A 20,926-nucleotide genomic window follows, 5' to 3' on the forward strand; every position below is an offset into this window, starting at 1 on the left:
AAATCTTTGATAAGACGAAGGTTGAAGAACGTCAAGATCTCGCTGGACTTTTTGGAGAGATTGCATATAAAGTAGTAGGCGATTTGGCTATAAAAAATGACTGGCAAGAAGGCAGTGCTGAAAAGAACGCTCTTCACGCCATTGTAGGTGGTATCATGAGTGAACTTACTGACAGTGGATTCTTGTCAGGTACATCTGGTGCTATGATAAACGAAATGATTCAGGATAAATTGAGCGATATGTTTAAGGATAATCCTGAAATGCATCAATGGGCAAGTGCGATTATTGGTGGAGTAGTATCACAATTGGTTACAGGAAATGCGCAGGCGGGTGCAAGTACTGCTGCGAGTGGGACGAAGAATAATTATTTGACGCATGAACAGCTGGAAAAATACAACTCTGAAATTGAAGCTATAGAAAAAAATGATAGTCTTACTGAGGAAGAAAAGAAAGATGCTAAAAAAATTATAGACTTAAAATATGACTTAATTAGTGCACTTCAAGATAGAGAATGGTTAAGCCGTTTTAATTCAAAAATTAATATGATCCAGCTTAAAAATGGTGAATATGAAATTAAAGGTGAGACGTTTTATGTTGGATACAATAAAGATGGGAGTCCTGCTTTCTTATCTACTGGCACAACATACGGTATAAAAGATGATAATTTAAATGATTTACTTCAAAAAATCATTCCTGGTGATAAAATACAGTTCCCAGATGGAAGTAAATTTTATATTCAACCGAATGGCCAATTGTTTGAAGAGGATAATGTAGGATTTCTGATGCCATTTAAAATGATTTCCTTTGATACTAATGCAGTTGTTGATAAAAGAAATATGTTTGTTTATGATGCAACAATCAGCAGTAATTTAAAGAATGATGCTGGTGAATTAATTACTGGTGTAGCTAGCAGTATAGGTGGGATATTAGCTGGATATGAGTTGGCTAAATTAGCAATAACTTCAGGAAATGATTCAGGCATATTGGCTGGAGCGATAGTTGTAGCTATGAATGCGAATGAATTAGTTATTTCTGGAACCAGTGGATATAAGAATCTATTTAACAATAACATTTCAACTGTTAATTTCATCAAAGATAGCGTTTTGGCTGGCAGGGAGAATGAAAAAATATATAATAGTTTAAATACTGCTACACAAATGATAGGTATAATTGGTGATTGTCAGCAATTTTACAAATTAATAGAGGAAGGAAAATTAAGAAATATTGATTGGGATAAAGTAATATATGATAAAAAAGAAAGAGATGAATTTACTGGCATCTTAAATAGTTATAACTTAGGGTTAGATCTAAAAACAGTAGGAGATATCTTGAACAAATGAAAAGAATAATTATATATTTTTTGCTTGTAATAGTTCTTGGGTTTTATTACAATGATATGATTGATATTCCATTGTGGCAACGATACTTTCCTATAAAAGTTATGGCTTTGGTAATGGAAAACATTTTTAGCTCAATCTATTTAGGATTATGGTCGTTTGGGTTAATTGATAATGTAAAAAAAAATCTAATTAAATCTATGGGGATAATGTTTCTAGGGATGATATTTTTGAAAATCATACAAGTTATGACTGGGGCGAATTTATGGTTTTTGTTCTATTGAAGTAAGTACCTAAATGTGCAACTTGTTCTTGCAATTTACGAAATAATATTATGCTTAAATTTAAGACAGCTTTATTAAGACTCAAAGTCCTACAGGGAAGTAGCCCCTGATGGCTTTAAGCTTGATGAAGCTGTTTTTCTATTATCCTCATGAAATATGCAGTAGTTGCATATTTTATCCTCATGAAATCTGCACTGATTGCATATTTCATGAGGATATGCTAGAATGAGAGTAATTTAGAGAGGGGAGTGAGCAATTAAAATGTTACGTAGAAAAATATATGATAAGCTTTTAGCGTGGAAAAACAGCGCAGGCAAAAAAGACGCTGTGTTATTACGTGGTGTTAGGCAGTGTGGTAAAACATATATTGTCAGAGAGTTTGGTAAGAGGGAATATAAAAATTTTATAGAGATAAATTTTATTGAGCGACCTGATATGCAGGCAGTCTTTTCCGGAAATCTTGATGTTGATAGCATGGTTCAGCAAATAAAACTTAGTATGCCGGGGTGTCAATTTATTCCCGGTGAAACGCTTTTGTTTTTGGATGAAATTCAGGATGCACCTAACGCCAGAACTTCCTTGAAATTTTGGACTCAAGATGGACGTTTTGATTGTATTGCCTCCGGCTCATTGCTGGGTATAGATTACAAAAATGAGGGTTCCATACCTGTAGGATATGAACAGCAGCTAATTATGCGTACTCTTGATTTTGAAGAGTTTCTTTGGGCGCTTGGTTTAGAAGTAAATCTCAAGGAGATGCTGGCACCATACGTAGACGGAACAAAACGAGTTCCGGAAGCTATGCATAATTCCTTAAACAAGTATCTGCAGGAATATATGGTAGTTGGTGGACTGCCTGAGGTAGTTGATACATATATTGCAACGAAGGATTTTTACCAGGTACATCTGTTACAGGAAAAAATTCTGCGTGATTATCAGGATGATATTGCTAAATACGCGCTGAATCAGGATAAAATTAAGGCTAAGCAGTGTTTTCTGTCTATCCCACGTCAGTTAAGCAAAGAAAACCATAAATTTCAGTATTCTGTTGTTGAGAAAAAGGCGACAGCAAGGAAATTTACCAGTAGCTTAGATTGGTTACATAATGCCGGATTAATTGACTTTGCTTATAATGTGAATTCACCTTGGTTTCCATTGAAAGCATATGTCAAAGAAGATCAATTTAGAGTTTATCTTTGCGATATTGGTCTATTAGTTGCTATGTATGGTTATCAGCTGAAGATTGCCTTGTTGTCAGATGCATTGGAAGGACCGGCGAAAGGTGGCATTTATGAAAGTCTTGTTGCTGATATTTTAGCGAAAAGAGGCGAAGAGCTTTATTATTATAAAAAAGAGGATTCAACTTTAGAAATTGAATTTATCTTGGAACGCAATTGTAAGCTTGTACCTGTAGAAGTGAAAGCCAGAAAGGGCTCGACACGTTCATTAAATGAGCTGCTTAAAATGGATAATATCGAAAGAGGTTATAAGCTCACAGCAAAAAATACCGGTGTTGTTGAGAAAAAGATTACTTTACCTTTGTACATGGCTGCAATTATATAAGCTTGATGAAGCTGTTTTTCTATTATCCTCATGAAATATGCAGTAGTTGCATGTTTTATACTCATGGAATCTGCACTGATTGCATATTTCATGAGGATAGCTTAAAATAGAGTTAGAAAGAATGTTTAAGACACTTAAAAACTAATTGTGCAAGTGTTGTAATTCGATTATTGAAGTGGAGAAGCATAAATGTTATCAAATTTTACCCAGCAGGATATTTCCTGCGCATCCCATCTCACCAAGCTGACCTGGGGTGATGAGATGGCGCTGACTAATGATGGCTTGAAGGATGTGCTGTACGAGGCGATGGTGCGCTATTATTATCGCAGTAAGGCCTTTTCTTTAAAAATGACGGATGAAGAAGGTATGCAAGGCTTTTTATTGGCGGCGCCCTTGAGTGAGCGTGATAATTCCCAGTCCTGGTTAAAGCAAAGCCTGCAGCATTTTGAGTGCGAGGAGCAGGATCTTGTTTACGATTATCTGCGCTATTTGTCTTATAACGGACAAAAGGTGAGGGCGTTGGCAAATCCGGAGGATTTGCTGCTGTGCCTGTTTTTGAGCATGAAAAGCGGTGTGGGCAGCAGGCTGCTGCATAACGTGGAAGCGATTGCGCAGAAAAAAGGTGTCAAAAAGCTCTATTTATGGGCGGATGCTACCTGCGATTATGAATATTACCGCAGGCGTGGTTATAGTGAAGCGGCGCATTTTACGAATAATATCCTGCCGCAGCTGGGTGCGCAGGAAACGTGGATATACAGCAAGGAACTGAAGGAGTGACTGTAAATGTTGCCTGAAATGAGTGATGCTTTACCGGCTTGTCCGGTAGAAACTACACTGACCTTAATCAGTGATAAATGGAAGGTGCTGATTTTGCGTGACCTTTTGACGGGAACAAAGCGTTTTGGCGAATTGAAAAAATCTCTGGACGGAGTCAGCCAAAAGGTGTTGACATCACAGCTGCGGCAGATGGAAGCCAGCGGTCTGCTGAAGCGCAAGGTTTATGCTGAGGTGCCGCCGCGCGTTGAATATACGCTTACTGAGCTTGGTTACAGTCTGCGGCCTGTTTTGGAGGCCATGCGTGACTGGGGAGAGGCGTATAAGAAGAAATTTTGAATAAGTAAAAAGGAAAGGACACGCCCTTTATTGGACGCGTCCTTTCCTTTTTTGTATTTAATTAATGGAGAGTGAATAGAGTAACGGAAAAATGTTAGGTATGCTAAATTAATTAGAATTTGTAGGAATAGTATAAAACAAAGTTTCTATTCGGAGTAAAGGAACCGTTGCTGGACAGCCAGTCATCGCGGTCAAGCAGGTTGTTGACAAGCAGCTTAACGTCAGAGTTTTTGTTGATATGATAGTTCATATTGAAGTTCAAATTCCACATTTGAGGCGGAACAGTACCATATTTCGGAGTTCTGTCCCAAATATGCTGTACGCTTAAGTTGGAGGAGAAATCTCTGTTTTTGTAGCCAACTAACGCATTGACATTATTTCTGTAATCAACTCTCTGCATGACATTGGACTTGGTGGTTTGCTTAGGATTGGAGAATGCAAAGCCAAAGTTATAATACCAGTTATCATCAATGCGTTGCTCATACAAGCCTTCAAAACCAATGTTTTCAAATTTATCGGCATTTATAGGGGTGTAGATATCATCACCGTTGTATTTATCACCGGTTTTTGTGGAGTAAATTCTGTCCTCAACACGCAGCTTGTACAGGCCTAATTTCAGAGAGCTGTCATCAAATTGCTTTTTCCAGCCGATTTCATAGGTCCAGGCAGTTTCCGGCTTCAGATCGGGGTTAGGAATAAAGGTGTTGCTGTTAGTGTTATACTGTTCCTTAATGGTGGGAACCCTGAAGGATTTATTGGCATTGACATAAATGCTTTGGGTGTCATCCATTTTATAAAGCAACTGAATTTGCGGGCACAGTTCATTTTTCAGGTCTTCAACCATTTGGTAGCGTGTGCCTAAGAACAGGTCAAGCTTTTCGGAGAGAGGAATTTCGCTCAATGCATAGAGCGCAGTATTGTTTCTGTTTCTCTTAATGGAGGAATAATCAGCTTCTTCGCGGTCAAAAACAATGCCCGCGGTCAGTTTACTGTTACCGATATCCCACTTATTTCTCATTTCAGCGCCAAAGTTTTCTACAACATTTTTGCTGCTGGATTGAAATGCATTAGTTTGTTTTACCCAGGTTTGACCTTTAAAGTCATATCTGCGACCATAAGTGTTGAAGTAAAAATCATTGTTTTGATAGTTTAAGTTCAATACGTGGAAATCATAGGTATTTTTGTTGAAGGTTGTTTTAGCAGGAGTGTATTTGTTGAGCCAATCGTATTCGTCCAATTGGTTAGTGTACAGGTATTGTAGTTTAATGTTATCGTTAACCTTATAGTTGAGGTTCAGGGAATCTTTGGCAAATTTACGGCCTACGGTGCTAAGAGTTCTTGTCAGGAAGCCTCTTTTTTGGATTTGGTCACGGCTATAGTTAACGTCAAGATTGCCTGCTTTAACCTCTAAGCTGCCGTAACGTTTACCATCTTTACCAAAGCCTGCGGTAATTTTATTGCTATTGTTTTCTTTGGTAATAATATTGATAACGCCTGCCATAGCATCGGAGCCATAAAGAACAGCACCGGTACCCTTAATAACCTCGACTCTGCTGATAGTATCTGTATCGAGAGTTTCCAAGTTGGCTGCGCCTTGAGAATTCAGAGGAATACCATCGACAAGAATAGTTGCATTTACAGTATTTTTAGCCAGACCTCTGAAGCCGATGGTGCCGCCCATACCTACAGGGGGCGTAATAACGGCGCCGGGAACATTAGCCAGCAAATCCATTACGTTGGTAGCACCTAAACGTTCAATGTCCTTTTGCGTAAATACGTTAGTCATAGCAGGAATATGAAGATCCTTTTCTTCATACTTGGTAGCGGTAACCAGCAGAGTATCCAGTGTATACTCCACAGGTTCTGCAGCCATGGCACTGGGAACCATGGACATCAGCAAAGCTGTCATTAATAAACTCTTTTTCATCAAAAAACCTCCTAAGATTTTAATATATTTAAAATTTCATAACAAGATGACGTGATGTAGATAGAACCACAGGAAATATATTTAATGGGCAGTAAAATAACCTTTTTGTTTTTAATGGCTTTTAATTCCGCAAAGCTGGGATCACCGTACATTTCCTTTAATTTGACCTCGCCGCTGGGGAAATAGCCGCCATCGGTCCAATCGATAAGAATGAATACATCTGGATTACATGCAACTACCTGCTCTTTATTTAGCACAGTTCCAAGCGGAATATCGTAGCGGTCGGCCATATTTTCAATGCCAAGCTTTTGGAAAACGTTACCTAAAAGACTGCCCTTGGTGCTCATAGCACCGCGACTGTTAAAAATCAAGATTTTAGCGTTAACGTTATGCTTTTCGCTTAGCAGCTTGGCAACATCATCATCAATCTTTTTATTCATGGCTGCAGCCTTGTCTTCTGTTCTCAAAACTCTGCCGAAAATGTTATGAACTTCCTTAACATCATCTAAGGTTTTGGCATTAGGATAAACAAATACCTTAACGCCAACATTTTCCAACTGACTGATAAAATCTGCGCTTGTACCCTGTCTTGTGAATAATACATCAGGCTGTTGCTTCATAATAAATTCGACATTATATTCAGTACGTAGCTTTACCTTGTTTGCCATATGCATAACGTTGGAAATCTGTTCATCCTCTGCCCATTTGCTTAAAGCCAGGATGCGTTTCGGTTCTACCATATTAACCAAGATTTCATCAGAGCCGGGATACATGGACATGATACGTGAAGGCGGTTGGGCAAATTCTATTTTTTTGCCGCGGGCATCTTCTACTACGTAAGATGAATTTTTAGCATTGTTTCCGACGTTGTTATTGTTGCTGCAGCCTACGGAAAACACCAGTAATACAAGCATTAGTATGAGCCAAAGCGTGCGCCGTTTAAGTTTCTCCATTACTTTCAACTCCACTTCCTTAAATTCCAATCAAGTCATATAAACATGATGTTTTATATTGAAGCAATTCTTAATTTCTGATATTATAATAGATACTACACCTTATAGTAACTATAAAGTCAATAGGAGAATCTATCAAAATGAACGAAAAATCACAATATTTGTATGCGCGTGAGCTGGCAGAGCTGTATGGTATTTCGAAGCAGACACTTATTTTTTACGATAAAATTAATCTGCTCAAGCCGGCTTTTGTTGGCAGTAATGGCTATAGGATGTATTCTTTTAAACAGTTTTTTATCCTGGGGATTATTCTTGATTTAAAAAATATTGGCTTACACCTATCAGATATTCAAGACTTTATTAATAACCGCAATGCGGAATCATTGATACCCTTACTTTCGAATCAGATAAAAAATCTGGAAAAGAAGCGTGTTATGATAGATCGTTTATGTGGTCGAATCCAAAATGAAATCAGCAGGCTTAATGGTCATACAGATATAAAGCTTAATGAAATATCATTATCTTACCTGGATGCTGAAGATTTGATTTTAAGTGATGAAATCTGCTTTTGTAAATCATTGAAGGATCGTTTTATTGCAAGTGCGGAGTTGCTTAAGATTGCTTCTGAAGATGATTGCCTGAGAAGCCTTTTAGATGCTGGTTTTCTTTTTGAGCTGGATAATCTTGAAGAAGAACCTAAATACTATAAGGTTTTTTCAAAAGCTGCGGTCGGAAGGACTAATTTTCAACGTCCCAGAAATATATATCTGCAAATGTATGTAAGCTATACCTTTCAGAATGCTTTACAGCTTGCAGCACCGGCTATTAATGAGTTTTGCCAGACACTCAATATAAAATTGGGTAAACAGGTATATATACGCCCGATAAAAAACTATTGGACTTCTGATACTATGGATACTTTTATTTCGAAAATTGAAATTCCAGTTATAATTTGAGGCTTTATGAGTAAGAGTAAAGCCTTTTATAGACAAAGCAAAAACACCACCTGCAAACGCAAGTGGTGTTTTTCAATATATGGGGAATAAGAAGAAAACTTTTTACAGACGGCTTACATGGCCGATGAAATAATGGCCCCAGGAAACACGTGCCAGTGCTTCCATGGTCAGCAGGCTGAGGCTGAGCATAATGATGAAGAGCAGCGGATAAAAGCAGAGCTGCTGCGGTGACATATGCAGCAGTGTAAGCAGCTCGCTGCCGACATACATATAAATGATGTGAATCAAGAATAAACCGAAGGAATAGTTGCCAAGATACATCATAAAGCGCTTGCTGAGGCTGTCCTGCGATTCCAAAGTGCAGGCGTAACGAAAGAGCATAGCGATGATGATGCTGTACAAAAACAGGTTGAGCGGGAAGCAGACAAATTCCAGCAGCGGCAGGATATGCAGGTAATATTTGGCAAACCAGCAGCCGCCAATTAAAATCAGATTCAGGATGAAGCCTGTCATCAAAAGAACGTGGTGCGTATCAATCCAACGCAGCATTTTTTTATGGTAGATATAAGCCAGCATACCGAAGGAGAAGTAGGCGATATAACGCAGAAAAGTGGTAATTTCCAGTGTTAGGATAACTGCCTGATTGCTGCAGCTGATATTGTTGCAGATTTTCCAGAACAGCTGCAGCAGGATTACCTGAATAATAAAGCGGTGCAGCCTGTGATGCAGGCGACAGCGGTTAAAATAACGCAACAGCAGCGGATAGATAGCATAAAAACCAAATAACGCACGGAAAAATGCCATATGTACAGCGCTGCTGCCGGTGATAATAAGATAAGCTGCCTGCTTGAGCGTGAAGCTGGCGTTGCTGAAGAACCAGGCACCGCCAAGGTACAGCAACGAAAACAGCAAATACGGCGAAAGCACCGACAGGAACATTCTGCGGAAGAAGGACCACTTATAATAATCGGCATGGCGATTGTGGCTGATGAACATATATCCAGAAACAAACATTACCAGGGGTACGGCAAAGAGGGAGATAATGTCCAACAGCATTTCGGAAATAGTAACCCACGATTCCGCGTGAGCGTGGCTGAAGTACCAGGTGGTGTGCATCAGCATGACACCCAGCACTACGAAGCCGCGTAACAATAGGGGGAAGCTCATAGTTTTATACATCTTCTTTCTCTCTAGTAGAGTTATTGTACTACTTTAAATTTTATAGTCAAATAGCGATTAAGCATTTACATTATAACCAAATGGAATATAAAAGGTGATAAGCTATGACAGATAACATATAAGCATTAATATTATTACTCCTGTACGGGTTGACGCTTGACAAAGACAGCGGCAGCGCAGATAATTTGAATAGAATATATAACAGATTGAGGAGGATACTGAAATGGAAAAACAGGAATGGCAAGGTTATGTACAGAAGGTAGCAAGCTGTGATTACCCGATACCGTTGAATCTGATAAACGATTATGATGATTGGAAATGCCGCAGCAACGTAGGACGTATGTTGATGATTTTGAAGGATATCGAGGGAGCTATGGCGGTGCTGGCAACCGTGAAGGATGTGCAGCCGGATATGGAGGATGCACCGGAGTTCGGACTCAGTGAGGCGGAGCATAAGGTGCTGTGCCTGCGTGATATTGCGGAAATCGTCTGGCGCTTGACCGGTACCGGTGATGCACCGATTATTTATTTGAATGAAGCCTACAGACTGTGCCGTGAGTATAAGAAGGTTTTCCGCAGTGCAGATCGTGGCGCTATCTGGGCGCGCAGACTGGAGCTGCAGCGTTCCTGCGGCGCCGAGGATGCTGCTTTGGCTGAGGCTAAAGCTATGCTGGAGGACGAAAAGGCTGTGGAAGGCGTTAATCCTTATCGCTTCCACGCATTGAAATTTATTGCAGAAAGCATGGCCGAACAGGGCGATTACGCTAAGGCGGCGCTGCTGTTGGCAGATGCGTACAAATCCTTCCCGATGAACGATGCTGCCAAGAAGGCTCTTGCCGAGGCCGAGGCTGCAGCAGATGCTAAGGAAAGATATGCTATGTATCATCACTGCACTACGATTCAGTACCAGCCGTGGGAGAAGGATAATGTGCCGACGCTGGAGGATGTACGCCGCCTGCAGGAGCGTAACTTTGCACGTCGCGAGGCAGCGAAGGCTGCCGGCGAGGAACCGGATGAAAAGGGTTCTTTTCAAAGTTTAATTAAGTAATTAAAACGAGCGATTAAAAGATTTTGTACGCACTTTTCACGAATCTGTTACAATTAGTAGCAGGTAATAAAAATGTGAGAAGGGATGTACTAATATGAATAAAAACTTTTTAGCTTTAGGCTTAGCTGCAGCACTGCTGGCACCCCAGGTAGCAGGCGCTGAAGGCTTTGCTATTAACGAATGGTCTGCTGAAGGCATTGCTATGGGCGGTGCGCGCATGTTTGCTGAGGACGATGCTGCCAACGTAGCTTATAACCCTGCTTCTATCACCAAAGTACAGGGTGAAGTAATGAAGAGCAGCTCCACCTATCTGAGCCCGCACGGCAGCTATAAGCTGCATGATGGTGACGGCAAGGAAATTGAAGCCGGTAAAAATGTGGTTCATGCCGGTTGGGCTGTTGGCAGCTACTATGTAAGACAGATTAATGATAAAGAATGGTTCGGTATCGGTGCTTTCCCGCGCTTTGCCATGGTATCCGAATTTGAGCGTGGCAGCAAGGCATCTTCTAATGCATTTTTCTCTAAACTGAATGGTGTCAGCGTTACTCCGACCTATGCGCATAAGTTCGACAAAAAATGGAGCGCAGCAGTTGGTGCAGAAATCAACTATGTTGGCTTGGAACTGCAGAAGAATGCATATGCAACTCCTACGATGAATGTAGGTAGTGTACAAATTGAAGGCGAAAGCTATGCTTTGGGCTGGAATGCTGCTGCCAACTATGCTTTTGATGATAAAAACGAAATTGGTGTAGTTTATCGTAGCCGTATTACTCATTCCTTAGAAGCAGATGCTAAAGCATATTCTCCAATGCCGGATTTTAATGTTAAAGCTAATGCTTATGGTGTGGTTACTTTGCCGGACAGCTGGGATATCGGGTATAACCACAAATTTGACAAGAAAACCCGTCTGGAATTGAAAGCTACTCGTACCAACTGGAGTACCTATGATGCATTGAATGTTTATTTTGATAAGCCGGTATTTGGTAAACCGAATGCTCTTTCTGATAAAAATTGGGAGAATGGCTGGCGTTATGCTATAGGCTTAGAGCATAACCTGAGCGATAAGTATACTGTTATGGCAGGCTTTGCTTTTGATGAATCCTCTATTCCTTCCGATGGCGGTGATTTCATTGTACCGACAGGACTGCGTCGCACCTATTCTATCGGTGCCCGTTACAACGATAAGAAGCAGACTGTTGCTGTTGCTTTGGGCTGGATGGATGTCGGCACTCTGGATTTTGCAGGTCATCCTGAGAAGGGCGATGCTTATAAGAGTGCTCATGCTTACGACAGCTTTACCAAGATTGCTTCTATTTCCTACCAACGTAAATTCTAATTTTATATTTTGCTTTTACCGGAGCTGCTGCACGAAAAAGTGCGGCAGCTCTTTTAATATGGCTGCTGTTTGTGCTACAATAGGCTTAACAAGGTTATTGGCGAAAGGAGAAATGTAAAATGAAATGTGATTGCGCGAATTGTCCTACACATGCCTGCTACACCAAGGGTGTTAACTGCACAGGCGTGCCCCTGGAAACTGTCAAGGAAGCTTATACCGAGGAAGAATTGAAGCTCATGCAGGCTGCTGCCTACGTTGAAGGCACGTTCTACAGCAACATCTGCCGTCTGCAGGAAACTGCGGAGTTTGCCAAAGCTATGGGCTATAAAAAGCTGGGCATGTCCTTCTGCATCGGTCTTAATGCGGAAGCACGCTATATTGCCAAATATTTTAAGCAGCAGGGCTTTGAGTTTTACAGCGTTTGCTGCAAAAACTGCAGCTTCCCCAAAAAAGAGCTGGGACTGAAGCAGGTTAAGCCGGAGCTGGAGCATGAGGCAATGTGCAATCCTAAGTTCCAGGCTAAATTTTTGGCAGAAAAGGGCGTTGAGCTGTACATTTCCTGTGGCCTGTGCGTTGGCCACGATGCCATTTTCAACATGAACGCCGAAGGACCGGTAACGAATCTGGTAGTTAAGGACCGCCTGTTGGCCCACAATCCTTTGGGCGCTATTTATTCCCGCTACTGGAAACGTAAGCTGGGAATTATGGACGACGGTGAGGTGTAAAATAGATTGATTTTTACAGGGAGTAATCTCGGAGAATAATTAAAATTTTCTCTTGGATTACTCCCTGCTAACTTCTTTGTAATTTTCTCGTTAATTGGTGAAAAAATACTCCCTTCCCCGTTGCTTTTTTGTTGCAATTTGATACAATATAATTTACGGAAGGAAGGTACACTAAATGATATTTGATACACATATGCACTGTGATTATTCCTGCGACAGCGAAATGAAATTTGCTGATGCCATCGGCGCAGCAGCTGAGCAGGAAATTGGTATAACGGTTACAGAGCATTGGGATTATGATTATCCGACTAATCCGGAAGCATTTATCTTTGATATAGACGAATATTTTGCGCGTCTGCAGCCGCTGAGCAGCTACAAGGTGCTGATAGGCATTGAAATCGGCATGCAGACGCATACTGCGGCTGAGGATAAAAAGGTGGCACAGGCTCATCCGTTTGACTATGTGCTGGCTTCTATCCATTGCATCGGCGGGCGTGATTTATACGAGCAGACCTGCTACAAGGGACGCACGCGCCAGCAGATTGTAGAGGAATTTCTGCATGATGCGATTACCTGCCTGGAGCAGGAGCGCGATTTTGATGCGTTTGCGCATATTGACTATATCTGCCGTTATTGGCCGTATAAGGGAGCGGAGCGTGAGCTGCGCCTGGAGGATGCACCGGAATTATTCGATAAGCTGTTTTTACTTTTGATTGAGCAGAATAAGCCTATTGAAATCAATACACGTCGCCTGGATGCTGCTGCGGTAGCAGGCTTGCTGCCGCTGTACAAGCGTTATCGTGAGCTTGGCGGCAAATACTGCACTCTTGGCAGTGACGCCCATTATAAGGAGCATGTGGGGCGCAGATTGCAGGAGGCGCTGGCGTTGGCGGCGCAGGCAGAACTGACACCTGTTTATTTTAAAGCGAGAAGGATGCAGATTATGGAGGGGTTAAAATGAAATGCGTGCGTTTTGAGGATTTGCGGACAGGAAACAAGCGTATAGGCTTTATTGACGGCGATGTTATCCGTTGCGTATATGGGTCTCTGGAAACATATTGGCAGATAACGGACGAAACCTTTGCTATGCGTGATGTACGCTTGCTGGCACCCTGCGTACCGAAGCAGATTATCTGCGTCAGCTTTAATTACCAGAAGCATGCGGCAGAATTCGGTGTGGAGGTTCCGCGTGAGCCGAGTATTTTTTCCAAGGCTGCGCATACCGTTGTCGGTACAGGTGCGGATATCATCTGGCCGAAGCAGGTGCAGGAGCTGGCCTTTGGCGCGGAACTGGGTATTGTCGTGAAAAAGAGGATGAAGAATGTTAAGGCAGAAGATGTGCCTAAATATATTTTAGGCTATACCTGTGCTAATGATGTTACGGCCCGCGACCTGCAGCGCAAGGAGCGTCAGTGGCTGCGCTGTAAATCCTTTGACACCTTCTGTCCTTTAGGACCGTGGCTGGAAACAGAGCTGGATCCCAGCGATTTATCCATCCGCTCTTATGTCAACGGTGTGCTTAAGCAGGAGGCACGCACTAGTGATATGATTTATAATCCCTACGAAATTTTGAGCTATATTTCCCAAAGCTTTACGTTGGATGCCGGTGATTTGATTTTAACAGGCACGCCGATAGATGCCGGCCTGTTGAATGAGGGTGATGAAATTACTATTGAAATCGAAGGAATCGGCAAGATTACCAACAGAGTTGTTATGGAATAAGATTTTACAAGACGTGTGTTGCTGCACGTCTTGTATTTTTTTCCTGATTGTGCTATATTTTGACTGATAAGTCAGTGATATATATTGTAATACTGGACTGATACTGCTGCTTGAGAGAGAGCAGCTAAAGGAGGTTCTTTTTTTATGCTTCAGAATATGACGGAAGGCGCACCGCTTAAGCTGATTATTCCCTTTATGGTGCCGCTTCTGATAGGCAATGTTTTTCAGCAGCTGTATAATATTGCCGATATTATTATTGTCGGGCGGACGATTGGCGTGAATGCTTTGGCTGCTGTTGGCGCGGTGTCGCCGCTATTTATGCTTACGATGGTGCTGACGATTGGCTTGAGCAACGGCTTTACCGTTGTCACCGGCCAACGCTACGGTGCGCAGGATATGCAGGGTATGCGTCGCAGCATTGCTACCTGCAGTGTATTGAGCTTGTTTTTCGTCGTGCTTATCATGGGAATTATGCATTTGGTGATAGAACCGGTGCTGGTGATGATGAATATTCCGCCGGAGCTGATGGAGGATGCTTATGCCTATGTAATGATTATTGTCGACGGTCTGTTGGCGATGATGGCGTATAATCTTTTATCGGGTATTATGCGTTCCCTGGGGGACAGTAAAACACCGCTATACTTTCTCATTATTTCTTCGATAGTGAATATTATTCTGGCACTTGTTTTCATCATCTGCTTCGGCTGGGGTGTACCGGGAAGCGCCTTTGCTTTGGTTATTGCGCAGGCCTTTTCGGCGGTGCTGTGCGTTATCTATATTTACAAGCGCTTTCCACAGCTGCATATTCATCGCAGCGATTTTCAGCTGGACTGGCCGGAGCTGTGGGCGCATCTGCGTATGGGCTTGCCGATGGCAGTGCAGTTTTCGGTTTTGGGCTTGGGCATTATTATTTTGCAGTCAGTCTGCAATAAATTTGGCAGTGACCAGATTGCCGGCTTTACTACGGCGATGCGCGTAGAGCAGCTGGCGCTGCAGCCGATGATTTCCTTCGGTATTGCTATGGCTGTGTTTACGGCGCAGAATTTCGGTGCTCGCCGCTTTGACCGCATCCGTGATGCGGTTCGCCGCTGCTCGCTGCTGACGCTGGCCTTCAGTTTGGTTGCTGCGGTTGTAGTATTTGCTTTCGGCGAAGAGGTTATCGGTATCTTCCTGGATAATCCGTCACCGACAGTTATGGAGTCCGCACATCTTTATATCTTGTATACTGTGCCTGTTTACTTCTTCCTCAGCCAGATTTTTATTTACCGTAATGCCTGCCAGGGCATGGGCGTCAGCATGATTCCTATGCTTTCTGGCGTTGTGGAGCTTATTATGCGTTCTATCGCGGCGATATATCTCAGTGTGCCCTTTGGCTATGAGGGCATCTGTATGGCCGAGCCGATTTCCTGGATTAGCTGTGCGGTCTTTGTTTTTGCGGCCTACCATTATTTTGTACGTCTGCTGGAAAAGAAATACAAGCCTATTAACTGAATACTGAGCAGAAAGAGTCAATTTTTAGAAAATTAAGCTCGACAAAAAATCTTTGGCAGGTTACAATTAAAGTGCAGAGAATACATTTAAGGATGGTGAATGCTATGAAAAAAATCTTGCTGCTTCTGTCGATGCTGATGTTTGTTTTTACTGCTACCGTATCGGCGGCGAGTGCTGTTTTCTTAAAGAACCAATGGTATGAACCCAGCGAAGGAACAGCAGAGTATGTCAGAGTATTTACAACGGATAATCCAGATTATTATCGCTATATCAATGACAGATTTGCTTTTGCGATTAATCTCCCGGCAAACTTCGATCAGGCCTTCGAGAGCACTAATGGCGATGGCTGTATCTTTAAAGATGAATATGGATCCAGCTTTACTGTCAGCGGTGGACATAATATGGGCATGACGCTTGCCGATGAATATAATATGGATATCCAAAATCATCCATCTGCTGCATATAGGGCCAAAGGTGATGACTGGTATGTTATTTCCTATCTGGAAAATGACAGGATTTACTACAAAAAGTGCTTTATCAACGGGGAATATTGGAATACCTGGTATTTTGATTATCCGTCCTGGCTGGCAGACAGCTATAATAATAAATGCGCTGCTATCGAGTCTACATTTACACCCGGTTGGAAATCTGGCAGAGCTGTTTACTGACAAGCTGAACGCGTAACGAAAGTTACGCGTTTTTTCTTTATTTATCACGCTGTGTGTGATAAAATTAATATATTATGGGTTAGTATGTACTGCACCTGCTGACCACCGTTAAATGATAGGAGGCGGAGCTGTGACAGCAGAGCAAAACAATATATATGGAACACTTTATTTATGCGCTACGCCTATCGGTAATCTTGAGGATATGACACCGCGCGCTTTGCGGATGCTGCAGGAAGCAGATTTGATTGCGGCGGAGGATACACGTCATACGCTGCAGCTTTTAAATCACTTCAACATCAAAGGACGCCTGGTGCGTTATGATGAGCACAGCAAGGATAAGCAGGGCGAATATCTTTTAGGCCAGCTGCTGGAGGGCAAAAATGTTGCTCTTGTAAGCGACGCAGGTTTTCCGGGAATTGCTGATCCCGGTGAAGCTTTGGCGCATGATGCGATTGCCCATGGTATCAGAGTAGTGCCTGTACCCGGTGCCAACGCTGCTTTATGTGCTTTGATTGCCAGCGGTCTGCCGACATATCCGTTTTTCTTCGGCGGTTTTTTACCAAAGAGTAAGCGTAACAGACGCGAGCAGCTGGAGCAATGGCAGCATATTCCTGCGACGATTATTCTTTACGAAGCACCGCACCGGATTGTGGAGGTGCTGAAGGATATCCTGTCTGCGTGGGGCGACCGTCCTTTGGCGGCAGCACGCGAGCTGACGAAGCTGCATGAGGAATTCTACCGTGGCACGGTCAGCGGCTGTCTGGAATGGCTGGAGGCCAATTCGCCGCGTGGTGAGTTCTGCCTGGTGCTCGGTGCCGGCGACGGAGCTTTCGTTGCAGCCGAGGAGGAGCTGGAGCCTCTTGACGAGGTGCGCAAGCTGATGGCTGAAGGCGTAGATAAAAAGACTGCCTTGGCGCAGGTAGCAAAAAAACGTAAAATTCCCAAACGGGAGCTATATAATCAACTAATTTCTGAAGGAGATGGGTCTGACAATGACTAAACCGAGTTATTATATTACAACACCAATTTATTATCCGAGTGACAATCTGCATATAGGCCATGCCTATTGCACAACTATCGCTGACAGCCTGGCACGCTTTCATCGTTTGAAGGGTGAAGATGTATTCTTCCTGACCGGCAGTGATGAGCATGGTCTGAAAATCCAGCGTAAGGCTAAGGAAAAGGGCGTAACCCCGATTCAGTATGTAGATGCAATTATTGCTAACTTCAAGCTGCTGTGGAAAGAGCTGAATATCTCCAACAATGACTTTATCCGCACCAGCCAGGAGCGTCATCACAAGGTTGTTCAGGACGCACTGCAAAAAATTTATGAGCAGGGCGATATCTATAAGAAAAATTACAAGGGCCTGTACTGCGTACCCTGCGAATCCTACTGGCTGGAGCGTCAGCTGGATGAAAACCACTGCTGCCCCGACTGCCATCGTCCGGTAGAGGAGATGGAAGAGGAAAGCTACTTCTTTAAAATGAGCAAATACCAGGATTGGTGGCTGCAATTCATCGAAGAGCATCCGGACTTTATCCAACCGGCAAGCCGCCGCAACGAGATGATTAATTTCGTTAAGCAAGGTCTGGAGGATTTGTGCATTACCCGTACCACCTTTGACTGGGGTATTCCTGTTCCGTTTGACAAAAAACATGTTGTTTATGTATGGTTCGATGCTCTGCTGAACTATCTGACCGGCATTAAATACGGCACCGATGATGCCTTCTTCCACAAATACTGGCCGGCAAGCCTGCATCTGGTAGGCAAGGAAATCGTGCGCTTCCACACCATTATCTGGCCGATTATGCTGCATGCTATGGGTCTGGAAATGCCGCAAGAGGTTTACGGTCATGGCTGGCTCGTAGTTGACGGCGACAAAATGTCCAAATCCAAGGGCAACGTTATCGACCCGCTGGGCCTGATTGATGAGTTCGGCGCTGATGCTATCCGCTACTTCCTGCTGCGCGAAATCAACCTGGGCAGCGACGGCAACTTCTCCCGTGATGCACTGATTACCCGTGTAAATGCAGATTTGGCCAACGACCTGGGCAACCTGCTGCACAGAACCGTCAGCATGATTGAAAAATATCATGGCGGTATTGTTGCCGATACCGGTGCCAACGAGCCGATTGATGATGAGCTGAAGGCTCTCGTTAAAGAAACCGTAGCTAACTATGTTAAGGCTATGGACAACATGGAAATCAACACTGCAATTAAGGGCGTATGGGCTTTAATCAGCCGCGCCAACAAATACATCGACGAAACCGCTCCGTGGATTCTGGCTAAGGACGAGGCTAAGGCTGATCGTCTGAAGACTGTTATGTACAACCTGGCTGAAACTCTGCGTATCGTAGCTATTTTAATCAGCCCGTACATCCCGACCACCAGCCCGAAAATTTACACCCAGCTTGGCCTGACTGTGCCTGAGCAGTTCCTGCTGGCTGACGCTGAATGGGGCGGCTTGGCAAACGGCACTAAGGTTTGCAAGGGCGAGCCTCTGTATCCGCGTATCGAGGTTACCGAAGACGGCGCAACCATCATCGGCGGCAAACGCTATGAGCATAAGGCTGCAGCTCCCGTACCTGCTCCGGCAGAAGAAGCAAAGCCTGCTATGGAGCCGATTAAACCGGAAATAGCTTTCCCTGACTTCGAGAAGATTGACCTGCGCGTAGGCAAGGTTCTGGAAGCAGAAAAGGTTAAGAAATCCAAAAAGCTGCTTAAGCTGCAGGTAGAAATAGGTGATGAGGTACGCACTATTGTCAGCGGTATTTCCCAATACTATGAGCCTGAACAGATGGTAGGCAAAAACGTTGTTGTTGTAGCAAACCTGGCACCGGCTAAGCTGATGGGCATCGAGTCCTTCGGCATGCTGCTGTGTGCTTCCGACGGACAGGGCAATTTGGCTCTTGTTGACCCGCAAAATCTTGCTTCCGGCAGTCGTGTAAAATAAAAAAGTGCTTGATGCACTCTGAGATTTAGAGCAGTCACTCTGATACGTTTTGGCGGATGAGGAGTGCCTGCTCTTCGTCTATTAACATATTGTCTTTTATTTTGGAAGGGGGACTTATCAGTGTCCGAAAAGCTTTTTTCGCGCTTGTTCTGGCGACCGTATATTTTTATAGGCATCAGTATGATTTTAGTGCTGCTGAGCAGCATGGTGCCTTATATCCTGCCGCATGCATGGCTGGGAGAGCATTATCCCGGTTACGATTTTTACATGTTTAAGGGCATGGCCTGGACGCTGAAGCTGGCGCTGCTGATTTATTTATATGGCATTGTCTGCATCTTTACGAAGAACTATTTCCCTAAGCTGAGCAGCCTGTGTACTAAAGAGGTGCGTGCGGTGATTACCGGCTACAAAAGCAGCTGGAGCCGTGGCAAGCAGCTGTGTCCTGTTTTTACCTATAAAGTCGGTGACAAGGAATACAGCGAGGCCTTGAACGAAGCCAAGGGAACCAAGGAAAAGAGTGGCGACGTGCTGGAGCGTGGCTTTACGCTGAAGCTGCCGCGTAAAATTATTTATAATCCGCAAAATCCAAAAGAATTTTACCTGCCGGGCTGCGAATATTATTCGCGTAAGGCGGCGGTTTTCCGTTATATTTTGTTCAGTATGCTGCTTTTTTTGCAGCTGTATCTGAACTTTTTTGTGAATGTGAGGTAAATTATGAGCAGAACTGGTTTGTGGGATTCGCATGCCCATTTAGATGACGAAGCGTTTAACGAAGACAGAGAGCAACTGATTGCGCAGCTGGAGCAGGATATGGACGGTATCGTCAATCCCGGCTGTGATGCTGCCAGCAGTGCTGTTGCGGTGGAGCTGGCGGAAAAATATCCGTTTATATATGCGGCAGTAGGCTGGCATCCGGAAAATTTAAAGGGTATTCCTGCTGATTATCTGCAGCAGCTGGCAGAGTGGGCGCAGCACCCGAAGGTTGTGGCAATCGGTGAAATCGGTCTTGATTATTACTGGAAGGAAAACGAGCCTAAGGAGGTACAGAAGCGTATTTTCTTAGAGCAGATTGACCTGGCTAAGCAGTTTGATTTGCCGGTGATTATTCATGACAGGGATGCGCACGGCGATATGCTGGAAATCTTCCAGAAGGAAGTGCATGGCGTACAGGCAGTGTTCCACTGCTTCAGCGGCTCGCTGGAAATGGCGAAGGAGCTGGCTAAACGCGGCTATTACTTTGGCTTCGGCGGTACGTCTACCTATAAGAATGCGCAGAAGGTGCGTGAGGTTATGCAGTATATTCCTAAGGAGCTGCTGCTGTTTGAAACCGACAGCCCTTATCTTACACCGATACCGTTCCGCGGCAAGCGCAATAATCCCGGCTATACGGAATATACGGCGCGTAATGCGGCGCAGGTGCTGGGAATGGAGTTTGAAGAGCTGGCGGCAATTGCTACGGCAAATACAAAAAGATTATTCTGGAAGATAAAATAAGCATAAGGCTGCTTACGGCAAATAATCAGAGAGGTCCTGTGATGCATGGGCCTCTCTTTTTTGTGCAGACGTGCGGAGCGTAAAGAATAAATTTGTGCGGATGGCTGCTTTAAAGCTATATCTGCAGTGCTAAATATGTTAAAATATAATGATGTACTAAATTAGTTTAGCTTTGC

The 20,926-nt window shown here is 43.5% G+C and carries 19 protein-coding genes and 1 pseudogene; 17 read left to right on the forward strand and 3 right to left on the reverse strand.

What is annotated here, in order from left to right:
* The 5 genes and pseudogenes from RDW05_RS01895 to RDW05_RS01915 all read left to right on the forward strand — a co-directional run.
* Positions 1-1,340 (forward strand): annotated as a pseudogene (locus RDW05_RS01895) (hypothetical protein); the annotation flags it as partial.
* Positions 1,337-1,621: a hypothetical protein gene (locus tag RDW05_RS01900; protein WP_293724854.1), complete on the forward strand. Its 285-nt coding sequence runs from the start codon at positions 1,337-1,339 to the stop codon at positions 1,619-1,621. The pseudogene RDW05_RS01895 and the gene RDW05_RS01900, both read left to right, overlap by 4 nt.
* A gap of 261 nt (positions 1,622-1,882) precedes the next feature.
* Entirely contained in the window at positions 1,883-3,184 is a 1,302-nt protein-coding gene (locus RDW05_RS01905; RefSeq protein WP_307977642.1) for a DUF4143 domain-containing protein, read from the forward strand.
* Positions 3,185-3,373: 189 nt separating this feature from the next.
* Complete coding sequence (locus tag RDW05_RS01910; RefSeq protein ID WP_307977643.1) at positions 3,374-3,961, forward strand: hypothetical protein; 588 nt, start codon at positions 3,374-3,376, stop codon at positions 3,959-3,961.
* Positions 3,962-3,967: 6 nt separating this feature from the next.
* The gene (locus RDW05_RS01915; protein ID WP_307977644.1) at positions 3,968-4,297 is read left to right on the forward strand and encodes a helix-turn-helix domain-containing protein; all 330 of its coding nucleotides are present in this window, start codon (positions 3,968-3,970) and stop codon (positions 4,295-4,297) included.
* 112 nt (positions 4,298-4,409) lie between these two features.
* On the opposite strand, the gene RDW05_RS01920 is transcribed toward RDW05_RS01915, so the two are convergent.
* Positions 4,410-6,224 carry a TonB-dependent receptor gene (locus RDW05_RS01920; RefSeq protein WP_307977645.1) on the reverse strand — a complete coding sequence of 605 codons (1,815 nt, stop codon included), beginning with the start codon at positions 6,222-6,224 and terminating at the stop codon, positions 4,410-4,412.
* A gap of 11 nt (positions 6,225-6,235) precedes the next feature.
* The gene (locus RDW05_RS01925; RefSeq protein WP_307977646.1) at positions 6,236-7,177 is read right to left on the reverse strand and encodes an ABC transporter substrate-binding protein; all 942 of its coding nucleotides are present in this window, start codon (positions 7,175-7,177) and stop codon (positions 6,236-6,238) included.
* Between the two features lie 140 nt (positions 7,178-7,317).
* On the opposite strand from RDW05_RS01925, the gene RDW05_RS01930 reads away from it, so the two are divergent.
* On the forward strand, positions 7,318-8,133 hold the full coding sequence (locus RDW05_RS01930) for a MerR family DNA-binding transcriptional regulator (RefSeq protein ID WP_307977647.1): 816 nt from the start codon (positions 7,318-7,320) through the stop codon (positions 8,131-8,133).
* A gap of 102 nt (positions 8,134-8,235) precedes the next feature.
* On the opposite strand, the gene RDW05_RS01935 is transcribed toward RDW05_RS01930, so the two are convergent.
* Complete coding sequence (locus RDW05_RS01935) at positions 8,236-9,312, reverse strand: acyltransferase (RefSeq protein ID WP_304238763.1); 1,077 nt, start codon at positions 9,310-9,312, stop codon at positions 8,236-8,238.
* Between the two features lie 223 nt (positions 9,313-9,535).
* Between RDW05_RS01935 and RDW05_RS01940 the strand changes: the two genes are divergently transcribed.
* From RDW05_RS01940 to RDW05_RS01990, 11 genes are all read left to right on the forward strand, one after another.
* Positions 9,536-10,360 (forward strand): hypothetical protein, encoded by an 825-nt coding sequence (locus RDW05_RS01940; RefSeq protein WP_307977648.1) that lies wholly within the window; start codon positions 9,536-9,538, stop codon positions 10,358-10,360.
* A gap of 94 nt (positions 10,361-10,454) precedes the next feature.
* A complete protein-coding gene (locus RDW05_RS01945) occupies positions 10,455-11,696 on the forward strand; it encodes an outer membrane protein transport protein (protein ID WP_307977649.1) in 1,242 nt (413 codons plus the stop codon).
* Positions 11,697-11,815: 119 nt separating this feature from the next.
* A complete protein-coding gene (locus RDW05_RS01950; protein WP_281738015.1) occupies positions 11,816-12,421 on the forward strand; it encodes a DUF1847 domain-containing protein in 606 nt (201 codons plus the stop codon).
* Positions 12,422-12,596: 175 nt separating this feature from the next.
* Positions 12,597-13,382: a histidinol-phosphatase HisJ family protein gene (locus RDW05_RS01955; RefSeq protein WP_307977650.1), complete on the forward strand. Its 786-nt coding sequence runs from the start codon at positions 12,597-12,599 to the stop codon at positions 13,380-13,382.
* Positions 13,379-14,143, forward strand: coding sequence for a fumarylacetoacetate hydrolase family protein (locus tag RDW05_RS01960; RefSeq protein ID WP_307977651.1), 765 nt, complete (start codon positions 13,379-13,381; stop codon positions 14,141-14,143). The genes RDW05_RS01955 and RDW05_RS01960 overlap by 4 nt, the downstream gene beginning before the upstream one ends.
* Before the next feature lie 144 nt (positions 14,144-14,287).
* Positions 14,288-15,634 (forward strand): MATE family efflux transporter, encoded by a 1,347-nt coding sequence (locus tag RDW05_RS01965; protein WP_307977652.1) that lies wholly within the window; start codon positions 14,288-14,290, stop codon positions 15,632-15,634.
* Between the two features lie 104 nt (positions 15,635-15,738).
* Complete coding sequence (locus RDW05_RS01970; protein ID WP_307977653.1) at positions 15,739-16,302, forward strand: hypothetical protein; 564 nt, start codon at positions 15,739-15,741, stop codon at positions 16,300-16,302.
* 112 nt (positions 16,303-16,414) lie between these two features.
* Complete coding sequence (gene rsmI / locus RDW05_RS01975) at positions 16,415-17,302, forward strand: 16S rRNA (cytidine(1402)-2'-O)-methyltransferase (protein WP_367269576.1); 888 nt, start codon at positions 16,415-16,417, stop codon at positions 17,300-17,302.
* Positions 17,295-19,256 carry a methionine--tRNA ligase gene (gene metG, locus RDW05_RS01980; RefSeq protein ID WP_307977654.1) on the forward strand — a complete coding sequence of 654 codons (1,962 nt, stop codon included), beginning with the start codon at positions 17,295-17,297 and terminating at the stop codon, positions 19,254-19,256. Before rsmI ends, metG begins: the two co-directional genes overlap by 8 nt.
* Positions 19,257-19,376: 120 nt before the next feature.
* Complete coding sequence (locus tag RDW05_RS01985; RefSeq protein WP_307977655.1) at positions 19,377-19,967, forward strand: hypothetical protein; 591 nt, start codon at positions 19,377-19,379, stop codon at positions 19,965-19,967.
* 3 nt (positions 19,968-19,970) lie between these two features.
* Positions 19,971-20,750 carry a TatD family hydrolase gene (locus RDW05_RS01990; RefSeq protein WP_307977656.1) on the forward strand — a complete coding sequence of 260 codons (780 nt, stop codon included), beginning with the start codon at positions 19,971-19,973 and terminating at the stop codon, positions 20,748-20,750.
* Positions 20,751-20,926: the final 176 nt, after the last annotated feature.

It is taken from the genome of uncultured Phascolarctobacterium sp., from assembly GCF_902463975.1.
In the GTDB taxonomy this organism is placed as follows: domain Bacteria; phylum Bacillota; class Negativicutes; order Acidaminococcales; family Acidaminococcaceae; genus Phascolarctobacterium_A.

Bases quoted from the DNA above. Each gene is read 5' to 3' on its own strand.
- RDW05_RS01910 (WP_307977643.1), top strand. From the start codon at position 3,374: ATGTTATCAAATTTTACCCAGCAGGATATTTCCTGCGCATCCCATCTC.
- rsmI (WP_367269576.1), top strand. From the start codon at position 16,415: ATGATAGGAGGCGGAGCTGTGACAGCAGAGCAAAACAATATATATGGA.
- RDW05_RS01920 (WP_307977645.1), bottom strand. From the start codon at position 6,224: ATGAAAAAGAGTTTATTAATGACAGCTTTGCTGATGTCCATGGTTCCC.
- metG (WP_307977654.1), top strand. From the start codon at position 17,295: ATGACTAAACCGAGTTATTATATTACAACACCAATTTATTATCCGAGT.
- RDW05_RS01990 (WP_307977656.1), top strand. From the start codon at position 19,971: ATGAGCAGAACTGGTTTGTGGGATTCGCATGCCCATTTAGATGACGAA.
- RDW05_RS01925 (WP_307977646.1), bottom strand. From the start codon at position 7,177: ATGGAGAAACTTAAACGGCGCACGCTTTGGCTCATACTAATGCTTGTA.
- RDW05_RS01960 (WP_307977651.1), top strand. From the start codon at position 13,379: ATGAAATGCGTGCGTTTTGAGGATTTGCGGACAGGAAACAAGCGTATA.
- RDW05_RS01950 (WP_281738015.1), top strand. From the start codon at position 11,816: ATGAAATGTGATTGCGCGAATTGTCCTACACATGCCTGCTACACCAAG.
- RDW05_RS01945 (WP_307977649.1), top strand. From the start codon at position 10,455: ATGAATAAAAACTTTTTAGCTTTAGGCTTAGCTGCAGCACTGCTGGCA.
- RDW05_RS01915 (WP_307977644.1), top strand. From the start codon at position 3,968: ATGTTGCCTGAAATGAGTGATGCTTTACCGGCTTGTCCGGTAGAAACT.
- RDW05_RS01930 (WP_307977647.1), top strand. From the start codon at position 7,318: ATGAACGAAAAATCACAATATTTGTATGCGCGTGAGCTGGCAGAGCTG.
- RDW05_RS01935 (WP_304238763.1), bottom strand. From the start codon at position 9,312: ATGTATAAAACTATGAGCTTCCCCCTATTGTTACGCGGCTTCGTAGTG.
- RDW05_RS01970 (WP_307977653.1), top strand. From the start codon at position 15,739: ATGAAAAAAATCTTGCTGCTTCTGTCGATGCTGATGTTTGTTTTTACT.
- RDW05_RS01940 (WP_307977648.1), top strand. From the start codon at position 9,536: ATGGAAAAACAGGAATGGCAAGGTTATGTACAGAAGGTAGCAAGCTGT.
- RDW05_RS01905 (WP_307977642.1), top strand. From the start codon at position 1,883: ATGTTACGTAGAAAAATATATGATAAGCTTTTAGCGTGGAAAAACAGC.
- RDW05_RS01900 (WP_293724854.1), top strand. From the start codon at position 1,337: ATGAAAAGAATAATTATATATTTTTTGCTTGTAATAGTTCTTGGGTTT.
- RDW05_RS01955 (WP_307977650.1), top strand. From the start codon at position 12,597: ATGATATTTGATACACATATGCACTGTGATTATTCCTGCGACAGCGAA.
- RDW05_RS01965 (WP_307977652.1), top strand. From the start codon at position 14,288: ATGCTTCAGAATATGACGGAAGGCGCACCGCTTAAGCTGATTATTCCC.